20 protein-coding genes are annotated in these 25138 nt (G+C 50.2%); 7 read left to right on the top strand and 13 right to left on the bottom strand.

Annotated features, from left to right (window positions below; translation table 11 throughout):
* The first annotated feature begins 30 nt into the window (after nt 1-30).
* The 4 genes from ACZ50P_RS10620 (at nt 31) to ACZ50P_RS10605 (ending at nt 6379) form a co-directional block, all read left to right on the top strand.
* Nucleotides 31-501, top strand: coding sequence for a hypothetical protein (locus ACZ50P_RS10620; RefSeq protein WP_464117184.1), 471 nt, complete (start codon nt 31-33; stop codon nt 499-501).
* Nucleotides 502-587: 86 nt separating this feature from the next.
* Complete coding sequence (locus ACZ50P_RS10615) at nt 588-2534, top strand: response regulator (protein ID WP_464131034.1); 1947 nt, start codon at nt 588-590, stop codon at nt 2532-2534.
* Nucleotides 2535-2924: 390 nt separating this feature from the next.
* On the top strand, nt 2925-5660 hold the full coding sequence (locus tag ACZ50P_RS10610; protein WP_464131033.1) for a PKD domain-containing protein: 2736 nt from the start codon (nt 2925-2927) through the stop codon (nt 5658-5660).
* Complete coding sequence (locus tag ACZ50P_RS10605; RefSeq protein ID WP_464131031.1) at nt 5657-6379, top strand: hypothetical protein; 723 nt, start codon at nt 5657-5659, stop codon at nt 6377-6379. Before ACZ50P_RS10610 ends, ACZ50P_RS10605 begins: the two co-directional genes overlap by 4 nt.
* 3 nt (nt 6380-6382) lie before the next feature.
* Here ACZ50P_RS10605 and ACZ50P_RS10600 read toward each other — a convergent pair whose 3' ends face one another.
* Genes ACZ50P_RS10600 through ACZ50P_RS10585 form a run of 4 tightly spaced genes read right to left on the bottom strand, consistent with a single transcriptional unit; the run spans nt 6383 to nt 10703 of the window.
* Nucleotides 6383-7114, bottom strand: coding sequence for an SGNH/GDSL hydrolase family protein (locus ACZ50P_RS10600; protein WP_464131030.1), 732 nt, complete (start codon nt 7112-7114; stop codon nt 6383-6385).
* A 12-nt stretch (nt 7115-7126) separates the two neighbouring features.
* Entirely contained in the window at nt 7127-8905 is a 1779-nt protein-coding gene (locus tag ACZ50P_RS10595) for a hypothetical protein (RefSeq protein WP_464131029.1), read from the bottom strand.
* On the bottom strand, nt 8905-9510 hold the full coding sequence (locus tag ACZ50P_RS10590; protein ID WP_464117178.1) for an ATP/GTP-binding protein: 606 nt from the start codon (nt 9508-9510) through the stop codon (nt 8905-8907). The genes ACZ50P_RS10595 and ACZ50P_RS10590 overlap by 1 nt, the downstream gene beginning before the upstream one ends.
* A 50-nt stretch (nt 9511-9560) precedes the next feature.
* Nucleotides 9561-10703, bottom strand: a complete 1143-nt coding sequence (locus ACZ50P_RS10585; RefSeq protein WP_464131027.1) for a phospholipase D-like domain-containing protein — start codon at nt 10701-10703, stop codon at nt 9561-9563.
* A 69-nt stretch (nt 10704-10772) separates the two neighbouring features.
* Between ACZ50P_RS10585 and ACZ50P_RS10580 the strand changes: the two genes are divergently transcribed.
* Nucleotides 10773-11489, top strand: coding sequence for a hypothetical protein (locus ACZ50P_RS10580; RefSeq protein WP_464131026.1), 717 nt, complete (start codon nt 10773-10775; stop codon nt 11487-11489).
* Between the two features lie 4 nt (nt 11490-11493).
* On the opposite strand, the gene ACZ50P_RS10575 is transcribed toward ACZ50P_RS10580, so the two are convergent.
* Together ACZ50P_RS10575 and ACZ50P_RS10570 are read right to left on the bottom strand one after the other, a co-directional pair.
* Entirely contained in the window at nt 11494-12336 is an 843-nt protein-coding gene (locus ACZ50P_RS10575; protein ID WP_464131024.1) for an MBL fold metallo-hydrolase, read from the bottom strand.
* Between the two features lie 2 nt (nt 12337-12338).
* Complete coding sequence (locus tag ACZ50P_RS10570) at nt 12339-13631, bottom strand: enoyl ACP reductase FabMG family protein (RefSeq protein WP_464117174.1); 1293 nt, start codon at nt 13629-13631, stop codon at nt 12339-12341.
* A 165-nt stretch (nt 13632-13796) separates the two neighbouring features.
* Here ACZ50P_RS10570 and ACZ50P_RS10565 point away from each other — a divergent pair, with 165 nt between their 5' ends.
* Nucleotides 13797-14564: a helical backbone metal receptor gene (locus tag ACZ50P_RS10565; protein WP_464117173.1), complete on the top strand. Its 768-nt coding sequence runs from the start codon at nt 13797-13799 to the stop codon at nt 14562-14564.
* 45 nt (nt 14565-14609) lie between these two features.
* Nucleotides 14610-15743 carry an alkaline phosphatase D family protein gene (locus tag ACZ50P_RS10560; protein WP_464131023.1) on the top strand — a complete coding sequence of 378 codons (1134 nt, stop codon included), beginning with the start codon at nt 14610-14612 and terminating at the stop codon, nt 15741-15743.
* Between the two features lie 32 nt (nt 15744-15775).
* Here the strand turns inward: ACZ50P_RS10560 and ACZ50P_RS10555 are convergent, their stop codons facing one another.
* The 7 genes from ACZ50P_RS10555 to ACZ50P_RS10525 all read right to left on the bottom strand — a co-directional run bounded on the left by ACZ50P_RS10555 (nt 15776) and on the right by ACZ50P_RS10525 (nt 25019).
* A complete protein-coding gene (locus ACZ50P_RS10555) occupies nt 15776-19078 on the bottom strand; it encodes a hypothetical protein (RefSeq protein WP_464131022.1) in 3303 nt (1100 codons plus the stop codon).
* The gene (locus ACZ50P_RS10550; RefSeq protein WP_464131020.1) at nt 19065-20198 is read right to left on the bottom strand and encodes a hypothetical protein; all 1134 of its coding nucleotides are present in this window, start codon (nt 20196-20198) and stop codon (nt 19065-19067) included. Before ACZ50P_RS10550 ends, ACZ50P_RS10555 begins: the two co-directional genes overlap by 14 nt.
* Before the next feature lie 149 nt (nt 20199-20347).
* Complete coding sequence (locus tag ACZ50P_RS10545) at nt 20348-20818, bottom strand: hypothetical protein (RefSeq protein WP_464131018.1); 471 nt, start codon at nt 20816-20818, stop codon at nt 20348-20350.
* Nucleotides 20819-20899: 81 nt separating this feature from the next.
* Nucleotides 20900-21271, bottom strand: coding sequence for a hypothetical protein (locus ACZ50P_RS10540; protein ID WP_464131016.1), 372 nt, complete (start codon nt 21269-21271; stop codon nt 20900-20902).
* Nucleotides 21268-22596: a chloride channel protein gene (locus ACZ50P_RS10535; protein ID WP_464117167.1), complete on the bottom strand. Its 1329-nt coding sequence runs from the start codon at nt 22594-22596 to the stop codon at nt 21268-21270. Before ACZ50P_RS10535 ends, ACZ50P_RS10540 begins: the two co-directional genes overlap by 4 nt.
* A gap of 81 nt (nt 22597-22677) precedes the next feature.
* Nucleotides 22678-23976 carry a 3-deoxy-D-manno-octulosonic acid transferase gene (locus tag ACZ50P_RS10530; protein ID WP_464131014.1) on the bottom strand — a complete coding sequence of 433 codons (1299 nt, stop codon included), beginning with the start codon at nt 23974-23976 and terminating at the stop codon, nt 22678-22680.
* Entirely contained in the window at nt 23973-25019 is a 1047-nt protein-coding gene (locus ACZ50P_RS10525; protein WP_464131013.1) for a glycosyltransferase family 9 protein, read from the bottom strand. The genes ACZ50P_RS10530 and ACZ50P_RS10525 overlap by 4 nt, the downstream gene beginning before the upstream one ends.
* Nucleotides 25020-25138: the final 119 nt, after the last annotated feature.

Below are 25138 nucleotides of genomic sequence, written 5' to 3'. Positions count from 1 at the left end.
TTGCTATCTGAACGAGGAGATTTGAACACTATGGGTAAACTCGATGTAAAAATGAACAAAGCCGCCGATAAGCTGACTGTCCAAATGGCAGGAACCATCGATGAGGATGTTGATTTTTCTCAGTTCAACCTTGGCGGCAATCCACAGATTGAAGTGGAGCTGAGCGGACTGAAAAGCATCAACTCCTGCGGTATCCGCGAATGGATCAAATGGATGGGGACGGCAGGTCCTGCGCAGATCAGCTTCAGCAACTGTCCGAAAGTGATCGTGGATCAGATCAATATGGTCGATGGTTTCTTGCCGGCTACTGGCAAGGTGAATTCCTTCTTTGTACCTTACTATAATGATGATTCCGGCTCTGAAAAGAACGTCCTGTTCCGTTATGGGACAGAGTTCACCGAGGGCGGGGTGACGCCTCCAGCCTCCGTGAAGGATGAGGAAGGCAACGAAATGGAAATGGACGTCATCGAATCTAAATACTTTAAGTTCCTTAAAAAGTAAGAAACAGCAGACGAAGGTCTAGTTCTGAGGGCGGGCACTGAACATCAGTCCCGCTTTTTGTTTTTTGTTCTAAATTGAACATAAGAGTGAGCCGACAAGGAAACGTGGAGCAAGGAAAGTCAAAGATCCTCATTTTAGAAGATGATGAGACGGTCAGAAACTCTTTGAAGGAGATTCTGAGTCGTGCGGGTCATTCTGTCTTCACCGCCAGTCGGCCGGATGAAGCCAACGGGATATTGGCGGCCAATGGCGGTCTGGAATTCCTGTTCTGCGACTGCTTGTTGCCTCAGATGACGGGCCTTGATTTTATCAAGCAGGCTCGTGCCAATTATCCTGCAGCCAAATTCAAAGTGGTCCTGATGAGCGGTATCTACACGGATAAAGCCTTCATTCAGGAAGCCACACAGAGCACTCAGGCCGTGGCCTTCATGAAAAAGCCCTTCGATATGGAGCAGGTGCTGAAAATCGTGAAGAAGGAAGAGGCGCCTCGCCGTGAGGAATCCACTGCACGCAAAAAGCTCTATCAGATGTTTGCCAATCCGACGGTGACCAGTCGTCAGAAACGTAAAGTCATCGAGTCCATTGAGGAAGTCAGCGGGTTTGACCTGCCATTCCTGTATTCGCTATTGGTAGAGACCAAAAGCAGTGGTTATTTGAATATCTATAATTCCGATGGCTCGGTTTCCGGTATTTCGTTCTGTAACGGGAATATTGTCGGTGTGGACGTGGATGATCGCACCACCTTCCTTGGGGAGATGCTGATTCAAAGCGGATACGCAACTCCGAAAGACGTGCAGGAAGCCCTGCGCGACAAGAACAACCGCAAGATCGGAAACTACCTGATTCAGAACAATCAATTAAGCCCTCACGCGTTCGACCTGATCCTGATGGAGCAAATGAACATCCGTCTGGTGCGCACGATTGTGGATCAGAAGATCCGGGTGAACTTTGCTTCTGCTGAAGTGGAGATGAGCAACCCGAGCATTGATGCCGACACGCTTTCTTACTATCTGCATGACTGGATTGCCTCGAAGATTTCTGTCAGCTGGTTGAAGTCCCTGTATGTGATGTGGGCAGGCAATGTCATCGTTAAAAGTCCGACCTTCCGTGATGATCACCCGGCGTTGACCATGTCCTTGGTGAAGTCTTTGGATGGGCTGACTGTGAAATTAAACAATCAGGTCACACTGACTCAGCTTCTGGAAATCAAAGGCTACAGTGAAGTGGCAGTTTATAAGGCCATTCACTTCCTTTTGACTAAAGGTCTTGTGGTCTTCGCTCAGCGTGCGGCATTCACCAATCCGGCGGAACAGCTTAAAGTTATTCGTAAAATCCATGCCGAATTGGAGCATAAAAACTCTTACGAGATTGTGGCCTACATGGAAACAGGTACCGGGGGAGGTTCTGCGGAATCCATCCTTGCAGACTTTATGACCCTGCTGGGCGAGGAGCCCTCTGACAGGGCTTCGGAAGTCTATTCCTACTGGCACAAAGTGCGCGCATTGGCAGAAGAGGCCATCAGTGCCTCCAAGGACAGCAACAAGATTGATCAGTTCCGCCAGGCAAGTCAGCGTTCGGAAGCTGAGGCCAAGTTGAAAGCCACGTCCTTGATGGAAGAAGTGAAAAAAGCCCTGCAATACACGCAGTTCGCCAAAGCTTTGGAGATCCTGGCTGAGGTGGCAACTTTGAATCCGCAAATGCATCAGCTTCATTTGTACAGCGCCTGGGCTAAGCTGGGTTCCGTGGATGTGGCCAAAAAACAATTTGTTCTAAAAGAAGTGGAACTTGAGCTTTTGCAGGTTCCGCCGGACGAGCGCTACGACACGCTCTTCCCCTTTGTGATCGGTCTGTTTAATAAAATCAAAGGCGACATGGTCGCTGCCCGCAAATCATTCGAAAAGAGTGTGGCCCTGGATCCGTCTTTCATTCCTGCCAGACGTGAACTCTCTATACTGAGTTCGCAGAATAAGAAGCAGGATGTCTTTAATATGGACCTAAAACAAGCCATCTCCGGTTTCTTTAAAAAGCGATAAAAACAGTCCATCCGACAGCGTTGTCAGACGGCCTTCTCGCTTCGACGTGCTCGGAGCACGCCTGCGCTGCGAGGGCCATCCTCCGCCTTGCGGCTGAACTGTTTTGATCGCTTTTTTCCGTAAATGGGGCTTTGGCTGGTTGCGGGCTTTCGCCCTGCAACTTCGCGTCTTGGGCTTGTGGGTGGCTTTGCCACAACTTGTGTGCCAGTTGGGCTTTGTTCAGAGGGGATTGAATAAAGTTTTTACGATAAATTGAACATTTGGAAATTGTTTTTTTTAGTGTCGAACTGTTGACGAGTCCACTAAATCATATTGACCCGCTTGTGCTAAAAGTATGGAGATTTCTTCTTGTGCTTGCCAACATTGTTGGTAGCAAGCAAGGAGTCGCCGATGAACTACGGAAGAATCTTACTGCCCCTGGGTTTATTAGTTCTAGCAGGATGTCAGAAAAATTCGCTAGGTGAAGGTTCAGAAACGATGGAAGCCGCTTCCGCATGTGTGGGAACAGTTTCCAAATCCACTTCGGATGAACTAACCATTGTGGGTGAGTCTGCTGCTGATGCAGGAAGTGCTGTCAGCTACTCCTTGAATCAGGCGGGGCACTGTATTAACAGCCAAAACGTGACTTGGAAGGCGGCTGGTTCCAATCGTCTACGCACCAGTGCCACAGGTGCGACTTCCGTGTTTAAACTTGCCGGATCTTATGTTGTGACAGCTCAGGAAAAGACCTCTTCTTCTGATGCACAGGTGGCTTCTATCACCACAACCGTCGTCAATCAGGAGCTTGAAGTGGCAGGACCTCAGGCAGGCTTCGTTTACAATCCGCTTCGTTTTGAACTGATTGTTCCTTCAAGCATTCAGGTGCAGTCTGTGGCCTGGGATTTTGGTGATGGCTCGGCTGTGGCCACTTCATCGGCCGTGGAACACGCCTTCAATAAAGAGGGCACCTACCAAATGAAAATCACAGTGACCCATGCTGATGGCAAAGTCAGCAATCTGACTCACCGGGTGAATGTTCTTATGTATATGGACGGCGCGGCCTGTGTTGAGCAATTGGCGATTTCTGGCGCCAGTGAAGCCAAGGTGAATATTGCAACAGCGATGCATGTCTTTATTCCCCAGTGTCTGGTTGATAAAGTGGGGGCCATCCGCTGGAACTTCGGTGACGGTGGCACGGCAGCAAATCAATCTGTGACCCATGCTTATGCCGCAGAGGGAAGTTACCATGTGACCGCGACTCTTTATCTGGGCAGCAGTCAGGAACCGTGGGTGACCCTGGATCATGATATCCGTGTGATCAAGGATCTTGTTATTGATCCGGAGCCCGAAGTGCCTGTGGATCCGATGGCTTGTACCGAACAGGGCGCCATTCGTGAATCCCAAGGCGAAATTTCCTCTGAGGAAGTGGCTTGTGGTCTGAACGGCAAGAAAACAGTCTCTTACCGGGAGCGTATTAAAGAGGAATGCAAACTGGTGGTTGAAAAACTGACCTGGGTTGAGGTTTCACGCAACAAAGAAGTGACTAATGAAGGGGAATGTCTTGGTCAGTCCTGCCAACTTCCAGACGGCAGTCTATTGCCGGACGGTGGCAGTAAAGTGATGTATTCCACATCGACTCCGGTGAACTCTTGTTCTGATGTCAGTGAGGCCCGCACCTGCAGTAACGGTGTGTTGTCAGGATCAGTGTCACACACTCAAATCATCTGTCATGAGGGTTGTGGCAGTTTCGGATCACACGGCACTGTGAAAGTCGGTGTGGTGACAGGTGAAGTGAAAGTTCCATTGCAATGTTCTTTCGGTGAAGAAGGCTTCTTTGATCTTTACACTGAAATTTCTGATCAGACTTGTACGGATGGCAGCATCGTGAGTTCCAACACTCGTCAAGGCACCATGAAAGAAGCAGGCAAGTGTCCGGTTTATAAGTATGTCCCAACGGAAGAGTTCACGGTCTGTACGGCAGACTGTGGTGGTAAGCAAAACCGCATCTTCATCTGTGTCGACGACAAAGGCACCAAAGTGGACAACGTCCGCTGTGCAGACCAGGTGATGCCAGTGGAAGAGCGTTTGTGTGATGCCAATCCTGAGGCGGTTCGCAGTCAAACGTCCACAACGACTTTGGAAGAAGCTAACAGCTCCTCCGTATGTCCTGCCAATCAGATCGGTGTGATTGTGAAGACCCGTGAAGTGGTGACGACGAAGACCTTTGCATGTATCGATCACTCGGTGCAACTGGAAAGCGAAGTGGCCGTTCCAGGCGCTTGGGTTGAAGAGAAGTACTGCCGTGACTATGTGGCGCGCCGCTGTTCTCAGGACAGCTTGAGCAACACGGAAGCCAAGGGTCGCTATGACTGGATGGTGAAGTGTCAGGATGAATTGCCAGTGATCAAAGAGTTCCTGACAAACTTTGCTGACGTCAAAGTAAGTGTGGGCGGTAAAAAAGTAGGTTTGGGTTCTGCGGGTCAGGAACTGTATGCGACCTTTATGGATCGCGCTTACAATCCTGAACGACCATGGATTGCTCCGAAGAAAGCCAATGCTCCTTGTACGATGCCATCAACCGCCTATGTGGCAACGGTCTGCGTCTCTTCTTGTGCAACACCAGAGCAGCAGATCCTGGCGGAAGACGTGGTCAGCAAGAAATTGAAATATATGTCCTTCATCGATGCCTTCACTCAGCAGACGGCCTACGTGGGAACAATGCAGTCCGCGGATGCCCTGAACAAGAACTCGGTTGTGAAGACCAAGGTGGATCAGTGGGTGTCTGAACTGGTGGATGGTGATCACGAAATTCTGATCTTCAAAATGAAGTCGGGTCGTGAATTGCGTGTGACGAAAAACCACCCAATCCTGGATAAGGATGGATCCATGAAGGTGGCTGAAGAGTTCAAAGTGGGCGAGGCTCTGGTTCAAAGTGGCGGCACTCTGGATCCGATCGTGTCCATCGACGAAATCAACTACTTCGGTAAGGTGTATAATGTCTTCGTACAGTCCAATGCGCCTCACAAGAACGTGGTTTTGATCAACGGTTATCTGAACGGTTCGGCGTTCTTCCAAAATGCCGGAGCTAAAGAAATGAACAGAACCATCTTCCGCAACAACATGACGCGTGGAGTGTTTGGCAAATGAGAACGAGAACGTTGATTATTCTGTCCGTATCCTTAACGTGTTTGGGTGTTGGTTTGACTCTGTACTCGCAATCACGAAAAACCCCCGAGACGGAGTCCCAGGCGACGCCGGTTCGGGAGGAAGCACCGGCAGTCAGTCCGATGGAAAAGGAAAAAGAACAGGCTGTGGCCGCAGGAAAAGTGGAAAATCCTGCGGCAAGCTCGGTAAAATCTGAAGTCCTGGCTGTTTGGCAAGACTATAAGTACAGCCGGGATCTGCAGAAGTATGCAGATCTGAGCCGTAAAGCTCTGCTGTTGGAACCAGACAAACTGGTTAAACGCCGTCTGTTGAAGGATGAAAACTTCCTGCGCAGTCTGGAAACTCTGATGAAGACGGCCCCGGTTGATGAGTCGTCTCAGGCCATGCAAAATTCCGCCTTGGATTTTGTTTTTGAGGCCCTCAACACGGACATGCGTCCGGTTGCTATCGAGATTCTCAAAAACGTGGTAGCCGACCCCACCGTGGAAGACACGGCGGTCAGTGAAATGGATCGCAAAGTTTTAGCCGGAGTGAAGGCCGAAGCCCTGTATCAGTGGTCGGCCGTGGACCCAGCGGCAGAAAGAAGTATCAACGGACTGCTGCCTGGTCCGGTCAGCGAAAAGATCTGGATGAACGTCAAAAATCAGCAGCAAAGCAATCTGGCTGAATCTGCTATGTTGCAGGCCTCCCAGCAGCAGTAGTCTTTAACGAACGCCTGTCGGAGTGTTGCCCGTGGCCGGAGTCGGGGATGAGGCTCGCGCAGCTGCTTTCAATTTTAAGTCGTTTATTTTCTCAATAACCGAACGGCCCCATTTGGCTGAATCATTCGGCCCATAATGAATACCATCGGACTTGCCTGCGGGATACTGGGTCAGCTTGGTTGAATCAATAAAGTGGCACTGATTTTTTTCCGCCAGCGTCTTGATCACCTCCACTCCGCTTTGCAGATTTTTGCTAAATGGAGCTTTGGCCAGATCTGGCGGCCCCACCCAAACACATTCCGATCCCTGGGCCCGGATGGCCTTCATCATGCTTTCAATATGTTTTTTTTCAGAGGCGATATTCCCCGGGCTGCCCAGAATGTTTGTGCCCAAAGTGATCACGGTCAGTTGTGGGCGCAGGTTTTGAAGTTCGGTGCTGAAGGAGGGAAGCTTGTGGCTTTTCACGCGAATTTCGCGGTCGGCCGCACTTTTTTTCCAGAAGCCACAGTTAGTTGATTTGAAATTGGCAGAAGTTGTGGTCCAGGTCGAAGGCGAAGATCCGCAACTGGAAAAAGAAGTCACCTGCTTCGCGCTGGTCCGAAAATGCGCATCCAGGATTTCGCCATACTTGCCATAGGCGTGGGAATCCCCCAAAAGCAGAACACGTTCAAAGGATTCTGCAAAAGCCGGGGACGAGGTCAGAGCCAGAAGACTGAGCAGTAAAAAACTTTTCATGACAGGCCTTTGTTAAAACTTCCAGAATAAACTGGTCCCCACGCCAATTTGCATTTCTTCTTTGGCGGCGGAGGGATCAAACTTGTATTCGTTCAGGTCCAACCCATAGCGCCAGAACCAATGATTGGAAAGATGGACATAGGCCTGAGCTTTTAAAGAATAAGCCGACTTGATTTTAAAATCACTGCCAGAAGAGCCGGCATAATATTGCAGCTTCAGCTCAGACCAGTCCATCAGGGATCTGAACCAGCGGTGTGGCTTGTTGACCATGAATGCCCCGACGCCAAAAGAGGTGGCGCTGGCGCTTTCTGCCTGGATCATCTGTAAAGGTAAAGACAATCCCCAGGAGGCATCAACCAGATGGAAGCCTTCATGAGCTCTCCATAAAAGTTCCACGGTGGTCAGGTCTGCTTTGGCAAAGTCATCTTTTTCAATCAACTGCTGCTGACGTTCCAGGGCCATACCCCAGTGGAAGCGCGACCAGTCGGCATTGATCCACATAAAGTTTTCTATCCACCACTGGAATTCCAGTGTGCCGTAGGCCACACCCGAAGGGGTTTGATAGCGTCCGCCCAAACCCAGTCCGAAAGGCTGACCGCGGAAGACGTCATTGCCCACAACAAAATTGTGTCCATCAGCAGACACATTCAGATAACGGCGGTTTTCCACGCCAGCAGGGATATCCCGCACAGTCCAGACGAACTGATTTTTTTTGGACATTTCCAGTTGCGCGGCTTTGTCGTTTTCCGGAACTTTGACGGAAACTCCGGCAGGAGCCACGCCATTAAAGCTCAACGAGGAAGAATATGTTCTCACGGCCGATCGGGCAGACAGGTAAGGGCGGTTCTTTTCCCGTGGCAGCTGGCCACGAATATAAAACTCCTGCCGCATTGGAATGTCGCCGTCCCCCTTCAGAAACAGCACCGGACGTGACTTAGGCAGAGCGATCTGCCATTCGGTGTCCGAGATCTTTTTAACTTTCTTTTCGTCGACTGGCTCGGCTCCGGAGGCCGTCAGAATCAGGCGTTCGCCATCATCAGAAACCACGGCATCTTTAAAATCCACATCCTTTTTGCGAGTTTCAATTTCCAGAAAGGCCCCGCTGCGAGTCGCGGCCCGGAAGGCGACGTTTTCACTGCGGTCATTCAGATAAATGATCCCCTGATTGCCAACGACCTTGCCGTTGATTTCAATCTGTGCCGGTTTTTTTGTGCTGGAGCGGGCTTTGACCGTCATTTGCCCCTGCTGAGAGCTCAGGTACAGTTCGTTGGAGCACAGGTACAAACGCGTTTCGTCACTTTCACGATAAATGCAGAAAACCATGAACGGCAGATACTTCATGTCGTCCACCAGGCTGGTTTCGACCTCTTCAGCCACGAAGTCTGCTTTTTCCGAGCGCAGGCCTTCTTCTTCACTGGTGGTCTCGGCCTGGGATATTTTTACGTTGTCCCGGTTCAGAACCGCATTGAAAATCGCTTTGCCGGAATTGTTTTTAATCGCAAGTTCGCCTTCTTTGATCAAACCCGCAGGCCAGGTGAAGCGAATACGGTAAGCACCTTTTTTAGCAGGGGAGGGCTCGATCTGGAAGGTGACCTCGGTGGTGTCGATCAGGATGTCACCGACCTTCAGACGATCTTCATCCATCAGGGTGTACTCAAAGCGTTGCGGCAGGACCTGAAGATTATTTTTGTCCGCCTGAAAGTACAGAGGTTTCAGTTTGCTGGATCGGTTTTGAGCCCATGTGGGAATGGCAGAGAGCAGACAAAGCAGAGAGACTAAAAGCAATCTCATTACAAAAGCTCCTTCTTGATTTCTTCCGCACTTTTATGTGCCATGATCGCGCGAATCACCGCCAGAGAAGTTGTCATTTTCGACAGGAAGTCCTCGTTGTGAGTGATGATCACGCGGCGGGGATGCCCGCTCCAGGCATCTTTGATACGACTGTTCAGGTCCCAGGCTTCCTGGAAGGTTTCTGTGCGAATCGGGTTGGAGGCGTCGTAGTATTCCGCCGAAGCCGTATCAAGATGGATCACCCAATCGTAGCGCGCCAGCTCTTTTTCCTTGGTGGTGTTTAGAGCTGTAAAGAAATCCACCGGCGCGGTGCTTGGCCAGTAGGCCGCACTGTCTAAAGAGCCCCGGTCACACACGACCAGGTTCTTTTGGCTGACATATGAAATCATCGCCTCAAGCTCAAACTGGGTGGCATAAATGGCTCGTTGAGCATGGACGATCGTTTGCGGGTCTTTAAAGCGGGGAAAACCCCCACGGTATAAAATACTGGCGGCTTCGGGGACGACCGCACAGCGCTGACCAAGCTCTTTTTTCAAGGCTTCGATAAGTGTTGTTTTCCCCCCAGAGGGGCCCCCGGTGATCGCGACTTTAACTGATGAATCCATTCCTCTATGGTCCCTAATAATCCCGCACGAGGTCAAAGTAAAAAACAGTCTCAGAGCATGTAACGCAGTCTGAAGGCAATTTTGTAAAGAAGTCGTGTGAGCCAGGAGGGGGTGGCAAAGTCTTTTTCTGAGACAGCCTTGGAGTCACTGACATCCTGTTTCCACTGTTGCAGCATGCTTTGTACGCTCTGCGTGTCGTTCAAAATGACTTCGACCTCAAGATCATGCAGGATGCTGCGGTGATTGAGGTTAAAGGAGCCTATGAACGCCTCATTATCGATGATCATTGTTTTGGCGTGCAGAATGGACTTCTGGTATTCGAAGATCGGAACCTGACGCTGCAATAAAAAACGGACAATATAAAACGCAGCCCACTTCACCAGCGGGACGTCAGACTTTCCGGGAATCAGCAACTGCACGTCGACTCCACGGTGCGCGGCTTTCATCAGGGCCCGCAGCAGGGACCGTCGTGGTAAAAAATAGGCGGTGGTCAAATAGATACGTGATTGCGCCTGGCTCAGTCGACGAAGCAGGTCGCGATACAGCTTGCGGCGCAGGCGCTGGGTGGTGTTGAGGCGCAAGACTTCCCGGGCAGGATCCTCGTGCAGTTTCCAGCGGCCGACCCAGCCCAAAAGACCTTTCATAAATGTGCGCAGATAAGATATTTGAAAGGCCAGCACCAGGCGCTTGACCGGTTCGCCCTCGACCCACACACCGGTGTCTCGCCAGGCTTTGTTACCAACGTAGCTTGCACAGTGAACTTCGGTGAAATTCAGACTGCCAAGATAGGCGCGGGTTTCGTCGATAATAGTGATTTTGCGATGGGTGCGGCGATTCACGCGTCGAAACAGCAAGGACCCCCGCATCGAATACTTCAATACAAACTGATGAGCCCATAAGATTGGATAGGGCAGAGGGTGGAAGACCCGCAGATCCATGCCGTTCTCTGTGCAATAGCGATCCAGAAAGGGAATGGAGGTGTAAGAGCCAAAGCCATCGACGACGATTTTGACGGTGCAGCCGCGCTCGCGCGCATTTTTCAGTTCTGCAAGAATGGTTTTGGTCAGTTTGTCTTCTGCAAAGATGTAAGATTCAATGGTGACGCTGCGACGAGCCTGCCTTATATCTTGGATCAGACTGTGGAAATAGTCGTCACCGGTGTAGAATATTTGAGCTTGGCTCCATGACTCCATATGTCGCAATTGTTCAATAATTTATTAAAAAAGTCGACAGCAAAGCGCGGGGGAGGGCACACTCACTTTATGGCATTAAGCAACATAAAGAATCTGAAGAGAGTTCTGGTTGGTGGTCTTTTGAGTTTAGGGTTCTGCGGGGCAACATGGGCTCAGGCAGCACTTCCTTCTGCGAAGACGACCGTGATTTATTTTGGGCAAAACAAAGCTGAAGACTTTGAGTTAAAAGTAAAACCTGTCTTTGCTGATTTTGTGAAGTCCTGCAAAAGATGTGAAATTCTGAATTACACGCCTTACACCAAAACGGGTGAGGTGGACATGGAATCCCTGCAAGAACGCCTGGAGTCCTTGCCAGAAGGCGCAAGTTTTGTGTTTTTTGACTTCAACATGAAGGTTAATGATGCCAATAAAGAGCTGGTGGATTTGCTAAATAAAAAAGTAGATTCCGGCCTGGTGATTGTTGGCGCGGCCGGGGGGCCTCGTGCTTCCGAGGCGTCCAGCCCTTTGAGTCGCACGATCCTGGGGCAAGTTCACGGGGCGTTGATTATCGGAGAGCTGGGCGAAAGAGATCGTTTGTTCCCGGTGATTGGTTTTTATGGGCCTGAGATGTTAACAGCCTTGCGCGCTCCCAGAGATTTGGTAGGACAGGGGTACAGTCCGCTGATCTTCACAGCAAACCTGGCAACCAACTGGCAGAAGCGTTCTTCTTCCGAGTGGGTGGAGCATTTCCGTATGAAGAAAATGAAAACCCGCAAGTTGTGGCTGGATCTGGGTGATCTGTTCTAGAAGTTTAGCGTCCTGGGAACAGGACCACGCGATCCCGGTGTTCAGCCGGGATTTTTTGTTTCAGAAGGTGCAAAGCCTCTCTGTCGGAATATCTGCTGGAAGCATGAATTAAAACAATCTTTTCACTTTCGATGTCATTCAGGCGGGGAACCACTTCGTCAATGTGAGTGTGGCCCCAGGTGCGGGCGTGTTCGATGGTTTTTTTCTCGTCCAGATAAGTGGCTTCCATCAGAAGAATCTTTGAGTGGCGAACCCAGGGGCGTGAATCCAGGAATTCTATCTGTGTGTCGCCGGTAAAGGTGACCACCGGAATGTGGGTGATCTCGTTGACTTCAATCCCTTGGCGGCGCAGGTCGACGATTTCCTCCTGAGTGTAACCCAGATAGTCCTGTTTTAACTTCTTATGGATTTCAAAAAGCGTATAACCGTAGGACTCGATGCGATGGGTAGTCGGAAAAACCTTGATATAGCATTGCGCATTCAAAGGAATTTCATCGTCGGCACGCACGCCGATGAATTCGTAGTTGTACTGATGGCCCTCAATCTTTTCCCAGATCTTCATGATCTGATCCAGTGGCTCCACCAAAGACCCTGGCATGTAGAACTTGCCAGCGGGCTGTGAGGTCATCGCCTTCTGTGAAATGATATAGGGAACTCCAGCCGCATGGTCCAGATGGCCGTGAGAGATAAAGAACTGCTTTAAGTTTAAAAGAAAAGGGTAGCCCTGAGCGACATCAAAGCTCAAAGAGAGTTCGGGCATGGAAATCGCTGTGCGGATGCCCGACAGCGACAGCCCATGGAATTTGTATTTGCTATGACTCCAACTCTCTCCGGCTTGTACTGACATAACTACATGCAGCGAGCCACGATATCGTGGCCGATCCAGGCAACAGGATTCTTCGGCTTCCAGGAATCATGCAGCATGATATAACCGCAGGATTTGAAGACAACTTCGCTTAACACCGCCGTGATCAGGTTCTTTGGATCCTTATGCAGATCGAAAAGATAGTCCGAGCAGGACAGCATGTATTCCATCTGGTCCTGGCGGGAGTGTTGTGGCCACTGCTCAAACTTTGTGAATTCCAAAGTCAGATTGTTGGTCAGGTAGTCATCGGTGAACTTGATGATCTGTTCGAAGGTGACGTCGTCTTTCAAAAGCTCTTTACAGGCTTTAAGAACCTGGTCAGCATGAGTTTTATCTGCGGCGTCTTTTTGAATAGCTGCAAGCAAAGGGTAAAGTGATACTTCAACACCCTGGAAGACAGAGCTGGAGTTTGTCAGGATCTCTGGGCAGTTGTAAACGCAGCAATGAACACCTTGTTTTGCGAAATTTTCTGCATGCTTTTCCAAGGCCATTTTTGCCCAGCCTTGGAAGTAGCAGGTGTAGGTTTGCCATTTGTACTGACCACGGATCAGAACCTCGGTGCCATGATAGCCATAGGCCGTGTAGGAAACATGCGACCCCTGACTTTCTAGTTTCTGGCGCAAAGGGGCTGACAATTCTATCAGGTGTCGGAAGGTATCCGCAGTCACTTCGTTAAAGCTCTTCAGGCAAAGTTGACCGATCTGGGAATCCATCAAAGTTTTTGAAGAAATATGGCGGTCTCCGGTTCCTTTGGAAACACGGTTTAGAACCGGCATGATCACTTTAGTCCGAGGAACGCCACCCGCCATCAAGTGCGCAAAAAGAACATTGGCACCTGTTGGGATGTGCTTCTCAAGTTCCTTCAGGAACTGTTCTGTGTTTTTTCTGAATCTGGCCACGCCATTTTTGTGGGATTCTTCGATCGAAGCCCAGTCCAACTGCACCTGATCCCATTCGCTCATTTTCACGCCCTCAAGTTGAGCGCATGGAGTAACGCCTTTAGAGTCAGGTTCCAGGTCGAAGCCTGCTTCCAGAGGGACGTTGATGAATGGGGCGGGGATGTTTGCAGATTCTTCAGCAGTCAAAGGGCGCAGGCTTCCGTCTTTTTCACGGCGACCCACAGTGGCACGAACGATTGTCATTCCACGGCGCTCAGCTTCTTCAACCAAACCGTTGGCATATCCGCGCGTGAAAAGCTCACCGAACAAAACAAGGACGTCGCCTTTTTTGTAGGGGCTCAAAGCCGGTTTTTCATGAAGAGGGAATAGTTGCGTCATAAATACCTCACAATATAAGCCGACATACTTGTCCGACCCCCGGGATGGGTCAAGTTTTTTGAATTTGTACCTGGTGGTATCCGTTTTTAGCTGCGTTGCTTCGTCGTCGCCCTGGGGAGGGGGCTCTTGCTGACGCCTTGTAAAAACGGATGCCACGAGGTACAAATGAAGTGCTTCAGGGAGGATGCAGTGCGAGTTGTGAGTATGGTTCCGTCATGGACCGAAACACTGTTAAGAGCGGGAGTGCAGGTTGTTGGCCGCACACGCTTTTGTATTCATCCCCCTAAAATGATCACAAATATTCCCATCGTCGGCGGCACCAAGGAAGTTTCCTGGGATCTGGTCGCGGATCTAAAGCCGGATTTGGTCCTGCTGGATCAAGAGGAAAATCCACTTGAGATGGCAGAAGAATGTCCCGTTCCGTATCTTGCCACGCATGTATCTTCACTGGCGACCTTGCAAAAAGAATTGGCACGCTTGGGAGAGCACTTTGAAAATCCGGCCCTGATGGAAATGTCCGTGGAGGCCCTGGATATAGTCGAAGCCCCGCCGCTTCCGTGGAATATGCAAAGGATTCCGGGTTTTTTAGAGTGGGTGCGTCCGCCCTCTCGTGATTATGATGAAGTCCTGTATCTGATTTGGAAGAAGCCCTGGATGACGGTCAGCCGAGAAACCTACATCGGCTCGGTGCTGGAAAAATTAGGCGCAAAATTAGTCAGCTTCCCCGAGGGGGAAAAATACCCGGTGATCGAGATTGAGGACTTCAAACACGCCTTTGCTCTGTTTTCTTCGGAACCGTTTCCGTTTCAGAAAAAAATCTCGGAGCTTAAAGCCATGAACATCGACGGCGCTGTCGTCAATGGGGAATCTTATTCCTGGTTTGGCGTCCGCAGTTTGGAGTTCCTTAAAGAGGCTTACGCGAAGAATTCATAGACAGAGCCAGTTGTTAAGATACAATTAAAACTCTTGATTTCAAGAATGAATTCTAAGTGGAAGGATCTGCACGTTATGGAAATGTCGTCTTGGGCATCTCGTCTTTCTTGGGCATTACTGGCAACTTTTCTGACAAGCTCTTGCGCTGAAAAAAGTCAGGCGCCAGAATCCCTGACATTGAAAATGATGCGCATGCAAGCTGAGTCCAACTATCAATCCGAGCTTCCGCAAAAGGATCTTCGTCAGGTTCAAAGTGTGCATCGTGTGGCGTTTGTCTGCTGTGCTCAGCAGGATCAGGAACAAAAGCTGTGGTCGCAAGTGGCCAAGAGTCAACCCGATGTCGTGGTCTTCACCGGAAATTCAGTCAGCTCGGTTCGCTATGACGAAAAACCTCTTTCCGCGCAATACAAAAAACTGGATCAGATTGCCGAGTACCGCGATCTGCGCGCCAAAGTGCCGTTTATGGCTGTATGGGATGAGCTGGATTTCGGAATTCGTAACGGGGATTCCAGCTTCCAGGGTAAGAATGAAAATCGTCAGGCCTTTTTGGACTACTGGAAGTACATCGGTAAACTTCAACCCACCACAGCCCGGGGTGTGGAGCACTCGGTGATCCTGGGGGCCCCGGGGAAACGGGTGCAGTTTATCATGCTGGACACACGCTTCTATGCGACACCTTGGTTGAGTGCGGGCACCGACGGAGAATTTAAAAAGAACTGGAACAAATCGGACTCTTTGTTGGGCTCTGGACAGTGGGCTTGGTTGGAATCAGAGTTGCGCAAGGACGCCGAATACCGCGTGATCGTGTCACCTCTTCAGATGGCGGCAAATTCAGGAGGGTGGGAGCGATGGGGTTTGTTCCCGCTGGATCGTCAGAAATTCTTCGATACGTTGCGTGCGACCAAGGCTCATAAAGTCGTGGTAGTCAGTGGCAATCGTGGTTTTGGCTCCTTGGGTAAGGTGGATCTGCTGGAAGGTTATGGGCCGCTGTACGATATGACAGTGGGTCCTTTGAATGGCGCCACGACCACCCGCGAGGATGATTTCCACTATGTTGGGAAAGCGGTGTCTGCTTTGAACTTCGGTCTGATTGAATGGGACTGGAAGAAGAAGAAAGTGAAGCTGATGCTGATGGATGAAAGCAATCAGCCTGTTGAGTCTTTGAGTCTGAATCTTTAAAGCAAAAGCCCACCTTCTCGGTGGGCTTTTTTTTATCTCATCAGGTGCATGCCTGGATAAGAGGGGGCTGGCATCTGGAACAGTTGTTCCATCATCTTGGTGGCCTGGGCTTGAGGATCTTCTTCCTTTTCAGAACCCGTTGGTATGCCGAAGCTGCCCTTCATGGCCAGAACAAAGCGGTTGAAGTCCTGAGTTGAGCGCAAAGCCAGGAAGAAGTTTCTGTTACGAGCATCGCCGGAATCCTGCATTTGGCTGGAACCTGTTTCCTGCGCAATCAGGTAGTAGTTTTCGGTGATATCCACAGGCTTGTTATTGACAACACCTTCACACAACATGATGCCACGAGTGACGGCCTGACCTTTTTCTTCATCTGTCAGACGGTGATTCAGAACGTTGACATAGTCACGGCGACCAAACCAGGATTTGCTGTCTTTGATGAATAATGTCGGATTCATACGGATCACCACGCACTGTTCATGCTTGTTCACGCGCACCTTGAAGATGTTCTGCTGCACAGTCATGGATGTAGAACCATTGACGGAAATGGAGTTGCCGGTCGTCTTGTTTTCAGAGACACCCCATTGCATGGTGTATCCCAGATCCACGCCCAGAGAGAGCAGGTCCAGGAATTTTTTAGACAGACCCACTTTGGCCGTAATGCTTGTGGAACGGCTGGAGTAGTTGGATGTCGAAGCGCTCAGCGAGAAGCTTGTACCTACGGAAAGCCCCTGATTCAGACCTTTGAGGTACTGCATGCCGCCGACTTCTTTGGTGATCATTTGTTTTTCCACGTGGAAGAATTTGGATGGGTTCTTGCGAGTCATGCCCATGCAATCCATGCCGAAGGCGGTTTTAGTATGATCGTTCACGGCGCCGCCCTTGCTTTGGAACATGGCTTTGCCCATGTAGTCGGTAGACCAGAAAGCGCAAAGTTTTTCTGCTGTGGCCGGGGACAGTGTGCCTGTGGCCATCAGACCCTGCAGATCGGCTTTGGTGATTTGCAGGCGCTCAGTGATATTGGAAGTGATACCCAACGCCTTTAACAGAGGGCGGGAGGCATCGACCTGATTTAAGTTGATCAGGTTCAGATTGTTTTCTTTGGCGAAGACTTCTTTCTGGGCACGAGCCTGGATTTTTTGTCTGATGGCCGCTTTGACTTTCAAACCATCCGCTACGATACGAGTAATGATATTTTTCTGAGACGTGTTGTTTTCGCCCTGACCTTTCAAAAGGAAGGAGCTGATTGCAGACGCATCCATAATTCTTAAAGGACGAGTGGATTCGTCAATGTTCAAAGTGATCGGGCCGATATAGGTCGGATTTTCCAAAGTGGAAGCCGTGTCGATTGCAGAGTCCACCGACTGGGAGGCATCCTTCAGGCGGATTTCTTCTTTATCCACGATCACTTTGCTTTCGTCCACGGGATGGATTTCCACCAGAATGTTATTGCGGTTCCCCAGGGATTTAAGGTCCTGGGTCTGGAATGTGACATCCGTGTTGATCAGGCCGTTCATCACATTGACAAAACGGTCTGCAGAAGCCACGTAAGTGTTCTGTTGGTCATAGTCGCGGTTTTGCACGATGGCGATTTTCATCAGATAAACCCCGTCACGCAGACGCTGAGTTTCTGAGCGACCGTTGGACAGGCTTGAGTAGATCAACAAACGTGGATCCATTTTAAACTGAACCTTTTTGGTAACTGTCAGATTCAGTTCGTTGTCGATGGAGTACTTGTAAGAAAGCGTGTTGTAAGAATAGCTATCCAGCATCACCTGAGAGCGCGGACGGCTTTCCTGAGAACAGCTCAGGACCAGTTTTTCGCTTGTGTCGACATAGCGCATGTCACGGGCCACGGCGCTGGAGGCCTCCCAAGGATTGACGATCAGATCCAATTTTTCGTTCATGCCCAGGTCAGCGTTTTCAATCTGGACATGGCCTTTGAGGTAGTGCTGGCAATCGAAGTAGTTAAACGTGATGCTTTCATCCCAGTTCAGGCAGGAATTGTTGTCAGTTTTCAAAGTCACAGTGCGGGCTTCCTCTGATTCAGACTGACGGAACTTGGTGATTTTGAAAGTGTGCGCACGGGTGTTTTTCTGGTCCAGACCGTTTCTGACGCAGGCACGGATGTTATAGAAAATTTCACGAGTCGAGGTTGTCTCCTTACCCACGCGGATATAACGGAACTCCATCTGGGACACTTCGATCTTTGGCTTCTGATAGGTGTCCTGATCCATGGTGCCACCTTTATTGACTTGTGAAACCTCATTCATCTGGGCATTGACGTATTGAGAAAGCTTGAAGTCTTTCGTCTGAGCCACGATGGTGTTGATTTTAAGGAACGAAGCCCCTTTGATCTGGTCGTATTCGCCCAGGAAATACAGGCCTTCAAAGGACATCAGTCCCTGCGGAGCTTGGGTCGGCTCCAGATTCAGGCCCAGCATGATTTGACCGCGTGTTGGCAATGCGGGAAGATGCATGGGTGCTTTGATCGCCAAAGAACCGTTTTCCATCTTCACGTCCTGAGCCTCAGACACCGTCATCAGGCGGCGCACTTCCTTGTTGTCGTGTTGATAGATATGGATCAACTGCATTTTGGCTTTGAATGTTCCTGCAGTCAAAGGACGCAGGAACATTTCGCCATTCATTTTCGTCATCTGGATGGAAACATTCGGGCGCATTTCCACAACCAAAGTGACTCCATCAGTTGTCATCTTTTGCTCGGTCACGAACAAACGGCCATCTTCCACCCACAGAGGGCGGCGGGCTTCTGTGCTGCCATCATGTGATAGGCCTTTTAAAGCCATTTTGCCTTGTTCCTGATTATCCACCAGGCGGGGAATGTTGTTGCCATCATCTGGATTGAGGACCGGAGTCAGATTTTCCCCATGGGACCACGGATTGATTGCGAAGGCCACTTTCTGAGTGCCTCGGTGCATGCCAGTGCCCTTGATGGTTCTTTCAATGCGGATGTACTGGGATTCTGCCAGGAAGTTGAAGTTCACGCGCTCGGCCCAGGTCAGGCAGCCGGCTTTGTCAGTGGTGACTTGCTTTTGCACTTCTTCAACCAGGAAGGTGTGGCCGGCCACGATTTTATCAAAAGCCACATCTTTGATGCAGGCCTGAAGGTTGAAGACTTTGGAATTTGGCAATGCAAAGTTTCCATTCACAGACACCTCCAAAGCTTTGGATTTGTCCGCCATGGGTTGCGCCGTGAATGTGGCTGCACTGGTGCCCAGACTTTCTTTCTGCTGTGGTGTTGGCAGGTTGCAACCTGCCAAAGACAGGGCTGAAAGACCAAAAAGAGCTTTTAGTAGAGTGGTCTTAGAGATTTGCATAGGATGTCTCCAGCTTAATCATCAAAGTCTTTTCACGCGATTGAGGTTCCCGTTGATACATCACTTCAGCGTCTGTGTACTTAACGCCGACATTGAAGCCTTCTTTTTTAAACGCCAGATAGCTTTCTGCAGAATAACCGACACGGTTGGTTTCAAAGCTGGAAGCGTTGAAGTAGGCCACGGCCGCTTCAGGTGCAATTGAGAAATAACTGCCTTCCACCACCAGATCCATGTCTTTGCTGAAGTGAATTTCACCCGCCAGGAAATAACGAGTGGCTGTGTTCTGATCCGAAGGGGCTTTTTGATTTTGCAGGTACTCCGCACCGGCTTTGATATCCAAAAGACTGAACACCGGGAATTCCAGTTCTGCAGAGGCCTCGATACCTTCATATTTGTACCTAAAGGTGTATTGAGCCTCAGAGATCTTTTCCACTTCATTCCCCAGCAGGTTGGATTTCTGTGCCACAGCGGAAGGAAGATTGTTGTAGATGAAATAGCCTGCAGACGCCTTCCAGTACAGATTGCGTGCAGCTTGCCACTGGAACTTCACAGAAGCCGTGTTCAGGGAAGGTGTGGCTTCAAGGTCCTTGGTGTTGGTGCTTAAGGATGTGGACGTGGGAATGGCTGTTTCCATGCCCAAAGTCGTTTTGGTGTTGCCGAGTTTCATCAGTCCCTCCAGACGTGCTGCCGGGAATGCGATGCTGTCGACCAGAATGTCGGTGTGCATATGGCGCTGATTCAATGCGCCAGCCGACATGCGCAGGAACGAGAAAGGCAGATAATGAGCGGCCGCCTGATTCAAAAGGATCTTGTTTTCAGCTTTGTCAGCGCCATCCACAGACTGAGTCTGACCGGACTGCAGGCGCAGTGAAGGTTGAATGTCCAATTGCAGAGAGCGATGCAGAAGGTACTTGGCTTTGATATCTGTGCGAATATCCACAAGTTTGGCCTGGCTGCGATCGTCATGGATGTCAGAGCCTTGCAGGCGCAGTCGCCATTCCGCAGAGAAGCGGCTTTGCTCTTTTGTCTCAGGCAATACAGTGCTGATCTGACCTTGCGCCCATGTTTGCGCAGTCAGTATCAAAGTGAGACAAAGTGTTGAAATCGCAGTTCTTCTCATGCCAACCCCATTACCTACGCACTATCATTTCAAGTTCCGTGCGCGGTTTTGGTTGGACCATTTCAAAGATATAAGACTTAATAAAAAGGCCTTCGACAGTGTGCCCTCAATTGTCACCTGCGAGGTTTCTTCATTTTACGAGGGAAAGCCTAGCGATAGACCTGTTTGCAGGCCTGTTCACACCCTTGTGTGTCTCTTTGAGATTCTCCGTACTGGGCTCCACGTCGAGTGGCTTCGTAGTCGTCTTCGTCAAAGTGAGTTTTGATATTACAATCGGTGATGTCGCGATCTTCTTTCAACCAGCCGACATAGTCGGCCGTGGCAAAACTGGTTTCCTGAGAAATGCGACAGCCCATATAGCAATGAGCCAGTTTGTCCGTGCCCATGCGTTCGGCTTTGTTTTTCTCATTTTTGTAGATTTTGTAAGCCTTGATAAGGGAAAAAGGATTTCCCGTGCCGGGATTGCGTTGTGCCCAGTCTTCGCGAACAGACGTGTATTCTTCAGCGCTTTGGAAAGCCTGGCGGGTGAGAGGGTTTTTCTCCTTCTGATAGCACAAAGGGTCCTGGGCATGCGCCAGACTGGAAAAACCAAGAACTAGAAGGAAGAATAGTTTCTGCATAGGGGAAGACCATAACAGATGCCTTATGGATGCCTCCCGTGAAAGTTTCGCAAGGAAATAATTTTCCAAAGAGGTGTCAAATTACGGCAGCGAGATTTTCACCACAGAGGCGCAATTCTGACAGATTTCGGTGTGCTCCTCCAAAAAGGCGGATTTATTGATCGTCACAGGCTGTTGGCACTGCGGGCAGTTCACGGCGCCCGAGAGGATCTCTTGTTTCTGTTTTCTGGCTTGAAGGGCTAGATAGGCTCCCATGACAAAGAACAGCGGAACCAGCACGAAGTGCACGACGGGCAAAAGAACACTGATCACCGCCAGTCCCCAGAAAAGCACCAGTTGCTTCAGGGACTTCTGCAAAATTTCAGTACGGGAAAAACGTCGTATCTCCGCATGTCCGTATTCGATTTTATCAAAGTTGCTGTTGGCGATGGCTTGGATTTTTATTGTGCTCATGAAGGGATGCCTCCGTAGTATTCGTGGGGAACTTTCAAACCACGACGGACAATTTTTTCGGTCATGATTGTGTTCTTCATTGTGCTCAGGGATATAAGATACGCGATGGAACAGCAACCCAGCAGCGGAACAAGTCCCACGGGTTGTTTTGTTCCTTCCAAAGCAAATATCACCGAGGCCAGAAGCGCACGTGACGAACCTGCAAACAAGGCGGCCATCCCAATCAGTGCCATGGTGCTGGTGTCAGTGTGCAGCGCAGGGAAGTAGGTGGCCAGGAAAGTTCCCACCAGAAAGCCAAACGCAGATCCCAAGGTCAGGATCGGAGCAAGAGTTCCACCGGAGGTGCCGCTGCCTAAAGCTAAAGACCACGCTAAAAACTTCCATATAAAAATGCTGAAGGCCGCACTGACAGTCAAGGTTCCCGCCAGACTGGAAGTGATGTTGTCATAGCCCACGCCCAAGGCGCATGGTTCTATCATTCCAATCATGCCGACGGCCAGGCCTCCCAAGGCTGGCCACCACATCCAGTGCACAGGTATATGTTCAAATAGATCCTCGACCCAGTAAACGGACTTTGTCACAATCACGGACAGAGCTCCGACCAAGGCCCCAAAGACCAGATATGCAAGCAAACTTTGCAGGTCGGGCGTCACCAGTGAGGGCATGACAAAGAAGGCGGCCTTTTCGCTAAAAACAGAACGCAGAGTCGCAGCCACCACCGTTGCCAAAGCCACAGGCACAAAGGATTTGGGACGATATTCAAATAGCAGCAGTTCAATGGCCAGCAGCACGGCAGCCAAAGGGGTGCCGAAAATTGCAGTCATACCAGCAGCAGCGCCGGACGCCAGAATGATCTTTCGTTCGTAAGGACTGACGGGCACCACTTGTCCTAGCCATGATCCCAGGGCGCCCCCAGTGGCAATGATCGGGCCTTCAGCGCCAAACGGACCTCCAGAGCCAATGGCGATGGCAGAAGAAAAGGGCTTTAAGAAGGTGATACGACGAGGGATGCGGCTTTCTTTTTGAAGAATATTTTCCATCGCTTCGGGGATGCCATGGCCGCGAATGCTGGAAGAGCCAAACTTCGCCATGGCTCCGACGATCAGCCCTCCGATGGCAGGAATTATAATGGCCAGCAGGCCCAGATTGTTTTCAGCCGGAGAACTTTCGTGCAGTGAAAAAGTTTGGAAGTAAAAAAGATTGGTGCAGAAGTTGATTCCAAGCAAAAGCAGGTGGGCCACGCCCACACTGACGATCGCGACTGCACAACTTAACGTGCAAATAAGAAAAACACGGCGGCGGCGATTGAGTTCCCGAGAAGACACATGGGCTCCTATGCAAAGACCCATAAATGTTCCTAGTTCGAGATGCCGTCAACGCATGTGGCTACGCATCGAAACGATGCGTCAATTTTCACTCAGAACCTTTTCGATAGAAGACAACACTCTTTGAGTGGAATGGCGATTCTTTCCAATTTCGGCGCGGATTTCCTCTTTAATGTGCGGAGACTGATCTTGTTGCTTTTTCATTCTTTGCAAAAGAACGGCGACATCGGCCGAGGTGTGGACCACTTGCACGACCATACCCGAAGAATATGTTTTTTTCTGATAGAAAAGGGCCTCGCGATTGTTGCGATGAAAAGGGCCCACCATCACCGGGAGTCCCGCCGCCAGAGCCTCCATCACGCTGTGCACCTGTTTTTTGAACGAGCCCCCGATGAAAGCAATATCCGCCCAGGTGTACAGCTCGGCCAGAATGCCGACCTGATCGATGATGAGAATATCTCCGGCATTCCAGGTTTCGACTTGTGAATAGCGCACGGATTTCATGCCCAAAGCGCGAATCTGATTTTCCAAATGCTCCAAGTGGCTGGCCGTGGTTTCATGCGGGGCCAGAATCGTGCGCAGGTACATGCCTTGCAACTTTTCCAGCGCCGGCAGCAACACCAGTTCATCTTCGGGCCAGGTAGAGCCTGCAATAAAAACAAAATCTTCCGGGCTGGGCATAAGGCTGCTTTTCAGCGCTTTGGGATTTTCCAGGCGGTGAAAGACCTGATCAAAACGTGTGTCGCCGCTGACCTTCAGGGGAACCTGCAGCTTTAAGGCATCCAGATTCTGAATGTCTTCGGCGGAAACACAGTGGATCTCATGCAAGTGGTTCAGAGAGTATCTGGTCAGATAGCGCGTGATCCCTTTCAGGCGGGACGAATTGTCAGCAAAGGTGGCCGAGAACAAAGCCGCAGGCAGGCGCTCTTTTTTTGCGACTTCCACAAGCACCGGCCACACATCGGTGCGAGAGAACAGCAACACACGCGGGTTCCACTTTCTGATGAATCTCTTCATCAGAAAATCAATGTCCCAGGGAAGGGCACACCATAGATCCACATCATGAAGACTTTCCAGAATCTTCTTTGCGGAAGGGGATGAATAAGTCACCATGATGGGAAGATAAGGATATTGTTTTTTTAGTTCGCGAATGACGGGCCGGGCGTATTCGATTTCTCCGCTAGCTGCGTGAATCCAGATGGGGCGGGCGGCCGCCAGTTCCACTTCGCTGTCTTTGATCTTGATGCGATAAAAGCCTGTGTTTTTATCTTCGATCATTTCCCGCAGCTTGCCCTTTAAAAAAGGGCGGGTTAGTTGCAGCAGCATGAACGCCAAGGGGACAATGGCATACTTATAAAACAAAAAGGTCAAAGTGTTCATCGGTGCGAAGTCCTCAGAAGCTGCTTCATTTCACGAGTGACTTGTTCTGGTGTGATGTCGACCAGGCACTGATGGTACTTTTCCTTGTTCACGCAAGGCCCCTGGCCGTGTTTGCTGCAAGGACGGCATTTTAATTCAATCTCCAGAACTTTCGTGCTGCCGCGGGACGGGAAGCCAAATGGCGCAGGTCCCATCAAAGCAATGGTTCTTTGCCCCAGCTGTTCTGCCACGTGCAAAAGACCCGTGTCGTTGCTGATCAACATTCGTGACAATGCCACCACGCTGGAGCTGACTTGCAAAGAACACTTGCCCGCCAGATTCAGAACTCTTTCCGGCGCGACATCGCGGATGTCCTCGATAAAGGAATCCTCGGGGCCTCCCAGTAAAACGAAACGCTGATCGGGATTTAAAAGAATCAACTCTTTCCAGTATTCTTTCGGCCAGCGTTTCAGGAAGAAAGCGGCAGAGGGGGCCAGTGCGACACAGTCGGCATAGGGCCCCAGGACCTCCTGGGCTTTTTTGTGACTTTCTTCGCTGGGGAAAATCTGAGGTGCTGCCGGTGAAACTTTTGAAATGCCCCATGACTGCAAAGGCTCCAGCAAATCGCGCTGCCCGGAGAAGGGCATTTCAAAAGTGTTGATGCGGAATTTGAAGAGCAAAAATCTTTTCCAGCGGCGGATCGAGCGACGAATGAATTTGGGTCCGACGCCTAAAACTCCCAGCGGGCGAAGAATCCACGTGATCACGCGCGAACGCATGTTGTTGTGGGCATCATAGATATGGGTGAAGCCCTCGCGGCGCATTTGCAGGCACAGGCGAATTAAGCCTTTGAGCCCAGCCTTACGGTCGAATTCCCAGATCTTATCAATGTTGGGATGGTTCTTAAGCAACGGGGCCATATCTTTACGGGTGATCCAATGAATTTGGGCTTCCGGGAAAGATGCTTTGATAGCCGAAGGAACGCTCAGGGTTTGAACGACGTCTCCGAAGCTGGAAAAGCGAATGATTAAAAATTTAGCATTTTTAGGGTCCCGTAATAACATGGGGTTAAGATTAGCAAAGGCGCCGAAAAAGGTCACTTGTTTAAAAGCTTTTAAGAGGATTCCGCATATAGGCGATCTGGCCGGGCATGGGCATTGAAGTAAAAGTCCTAGGACAGGAG

Source organism: Bdellovibrio sp. CKG001 (assembly GCF_055397465.1).
This window is presented reverse-complemented; position numbering and strand designations above follow the sequence as displayed.

Coding starts and splice junctions, on each gene's coding strand:
- ACZ50P_RS10540 (WP_464131016.1), bottom strand. CDS start 21,271: ATGAGCACAATAAAAATCCAAGCCATCGCCAACAGCAACTTTGATAAA.
- ACZ50P_RS10590 (WP_464117178.1), bottom strand. CDS start 9,510: ATGGATTCATCAGTTAAAGTCGCGATCACCGGGGGCCCCTCTGGGGGG.
- ACZ50P_RS10530 (WP_464131014.1), bottom strand. CDS start 23,976: ATGAACACTTTGACCTTTTTGTTTTATAAGTATGCCATTGTCCCCTTG.
- ACZ50P_RS10525 (WP_464131013.1), bottom strand. CDS start 25,019: ATGTTATTACGGGACCCTAAAAATGCTAAATTTTTAATCATTCGCTTT.
- ACZ50P_RS10550 (WP_464131020.1), bottom strand. CDS start 20,198: ATGAGAAGAACTGCGATTTCAACACTTTGTCTCACTTTGATACTGACT.
- ACZ50P_RS10600 (WP_464131030.1), bottom strand. CDS start 7,114: ATGAAAAGTTTTTTACTGCTCAGTCTTCTGGCTCTGACCTCGTCCCCG.
- ACZ50P_RS10620 (WP_464117184.1), top strand. CDS start 31: ATGGGTAAACTCGATGTAAAAATGAACAAAGCCGCCGATAAGCTGACT.
- ACZ50P_RS10545 (WP_464131018.1), bottom strand. CDS start 20,818: ATGCAGAAACTATTCTTCCTTCTAGTTCTTGGTTTTTCCAGTCTGGCG.
- ACZ50P_RS10570 (WP_464117174.1), bottom strand. CDS start 13,631: ATGACGCAACTATTCCCTCTTCATGAAAAACCGGCTTTGAGCCCCTAC.
- ACZ50P_RS10575 (WP_464131024.1), bottom strand. CDS start 12,336: ATGTCAGTACAAGCCGGAGAGAGTTGGAGTCATAGCAAATACAAATTC.
- ACZ50P_RS10565 (WP_464117173.1), top strand. CDS start 13,797: ATGAAGTGCTTCAGGGAGGATGCAGTGCGAGTTGTGAGTATGGTTCCG.
- ACZ50P_RS10595 (WP_464131029.1), bottom strand. CDS start 8,905: ATGAGATTGCTTTTAGTCTCTCTGCTTTGTCTGCTCTCTGCCATTCCC.
- ACZ50P_RS10610 (WP_464131033.1), top strand. CDS start 2,925: ATGAACTACGGAAGAATCTTACTGCCCCTGGGTTTATTAGTTCTAGCA.
- ACZ50P_RS10580 (WP_464131026.1), top strand. CDS start 10,773: ATGGCATTAAGCAACATAAAGAATCTGAAGAGAGTTCTGGTTGGTGGT.
- ACZ50P_RS10560 (WP_464131023.1), top strand. CDS start 14,610: ATGAATTCTAAGTGGAAGGATCTGCACGTTATGGAAATGTCGTCTTGG.
- ACZ50P_RS10605 (WP_464131031.1), top strand. CDS start 5,657: ATGAGAACGAGAACGTTGATTATTCTGTCCGTATCCTTAACGTGTTTG.
- ACZ50P_RS10585 (WP_464131027.1), bottom strand. CDS start 10,703: ATGGAGTCATGGAGCCAAGCTCAAATATTCTACACCGGTGACGACTAT.
- ACZ50P_RS10555 (WP_464131022.1), bottom strand. CDS start 19,078: ATGCAAATCTCTAAGACCACTCTACTAAAAGCTCTTTTTGGTCTTTCA.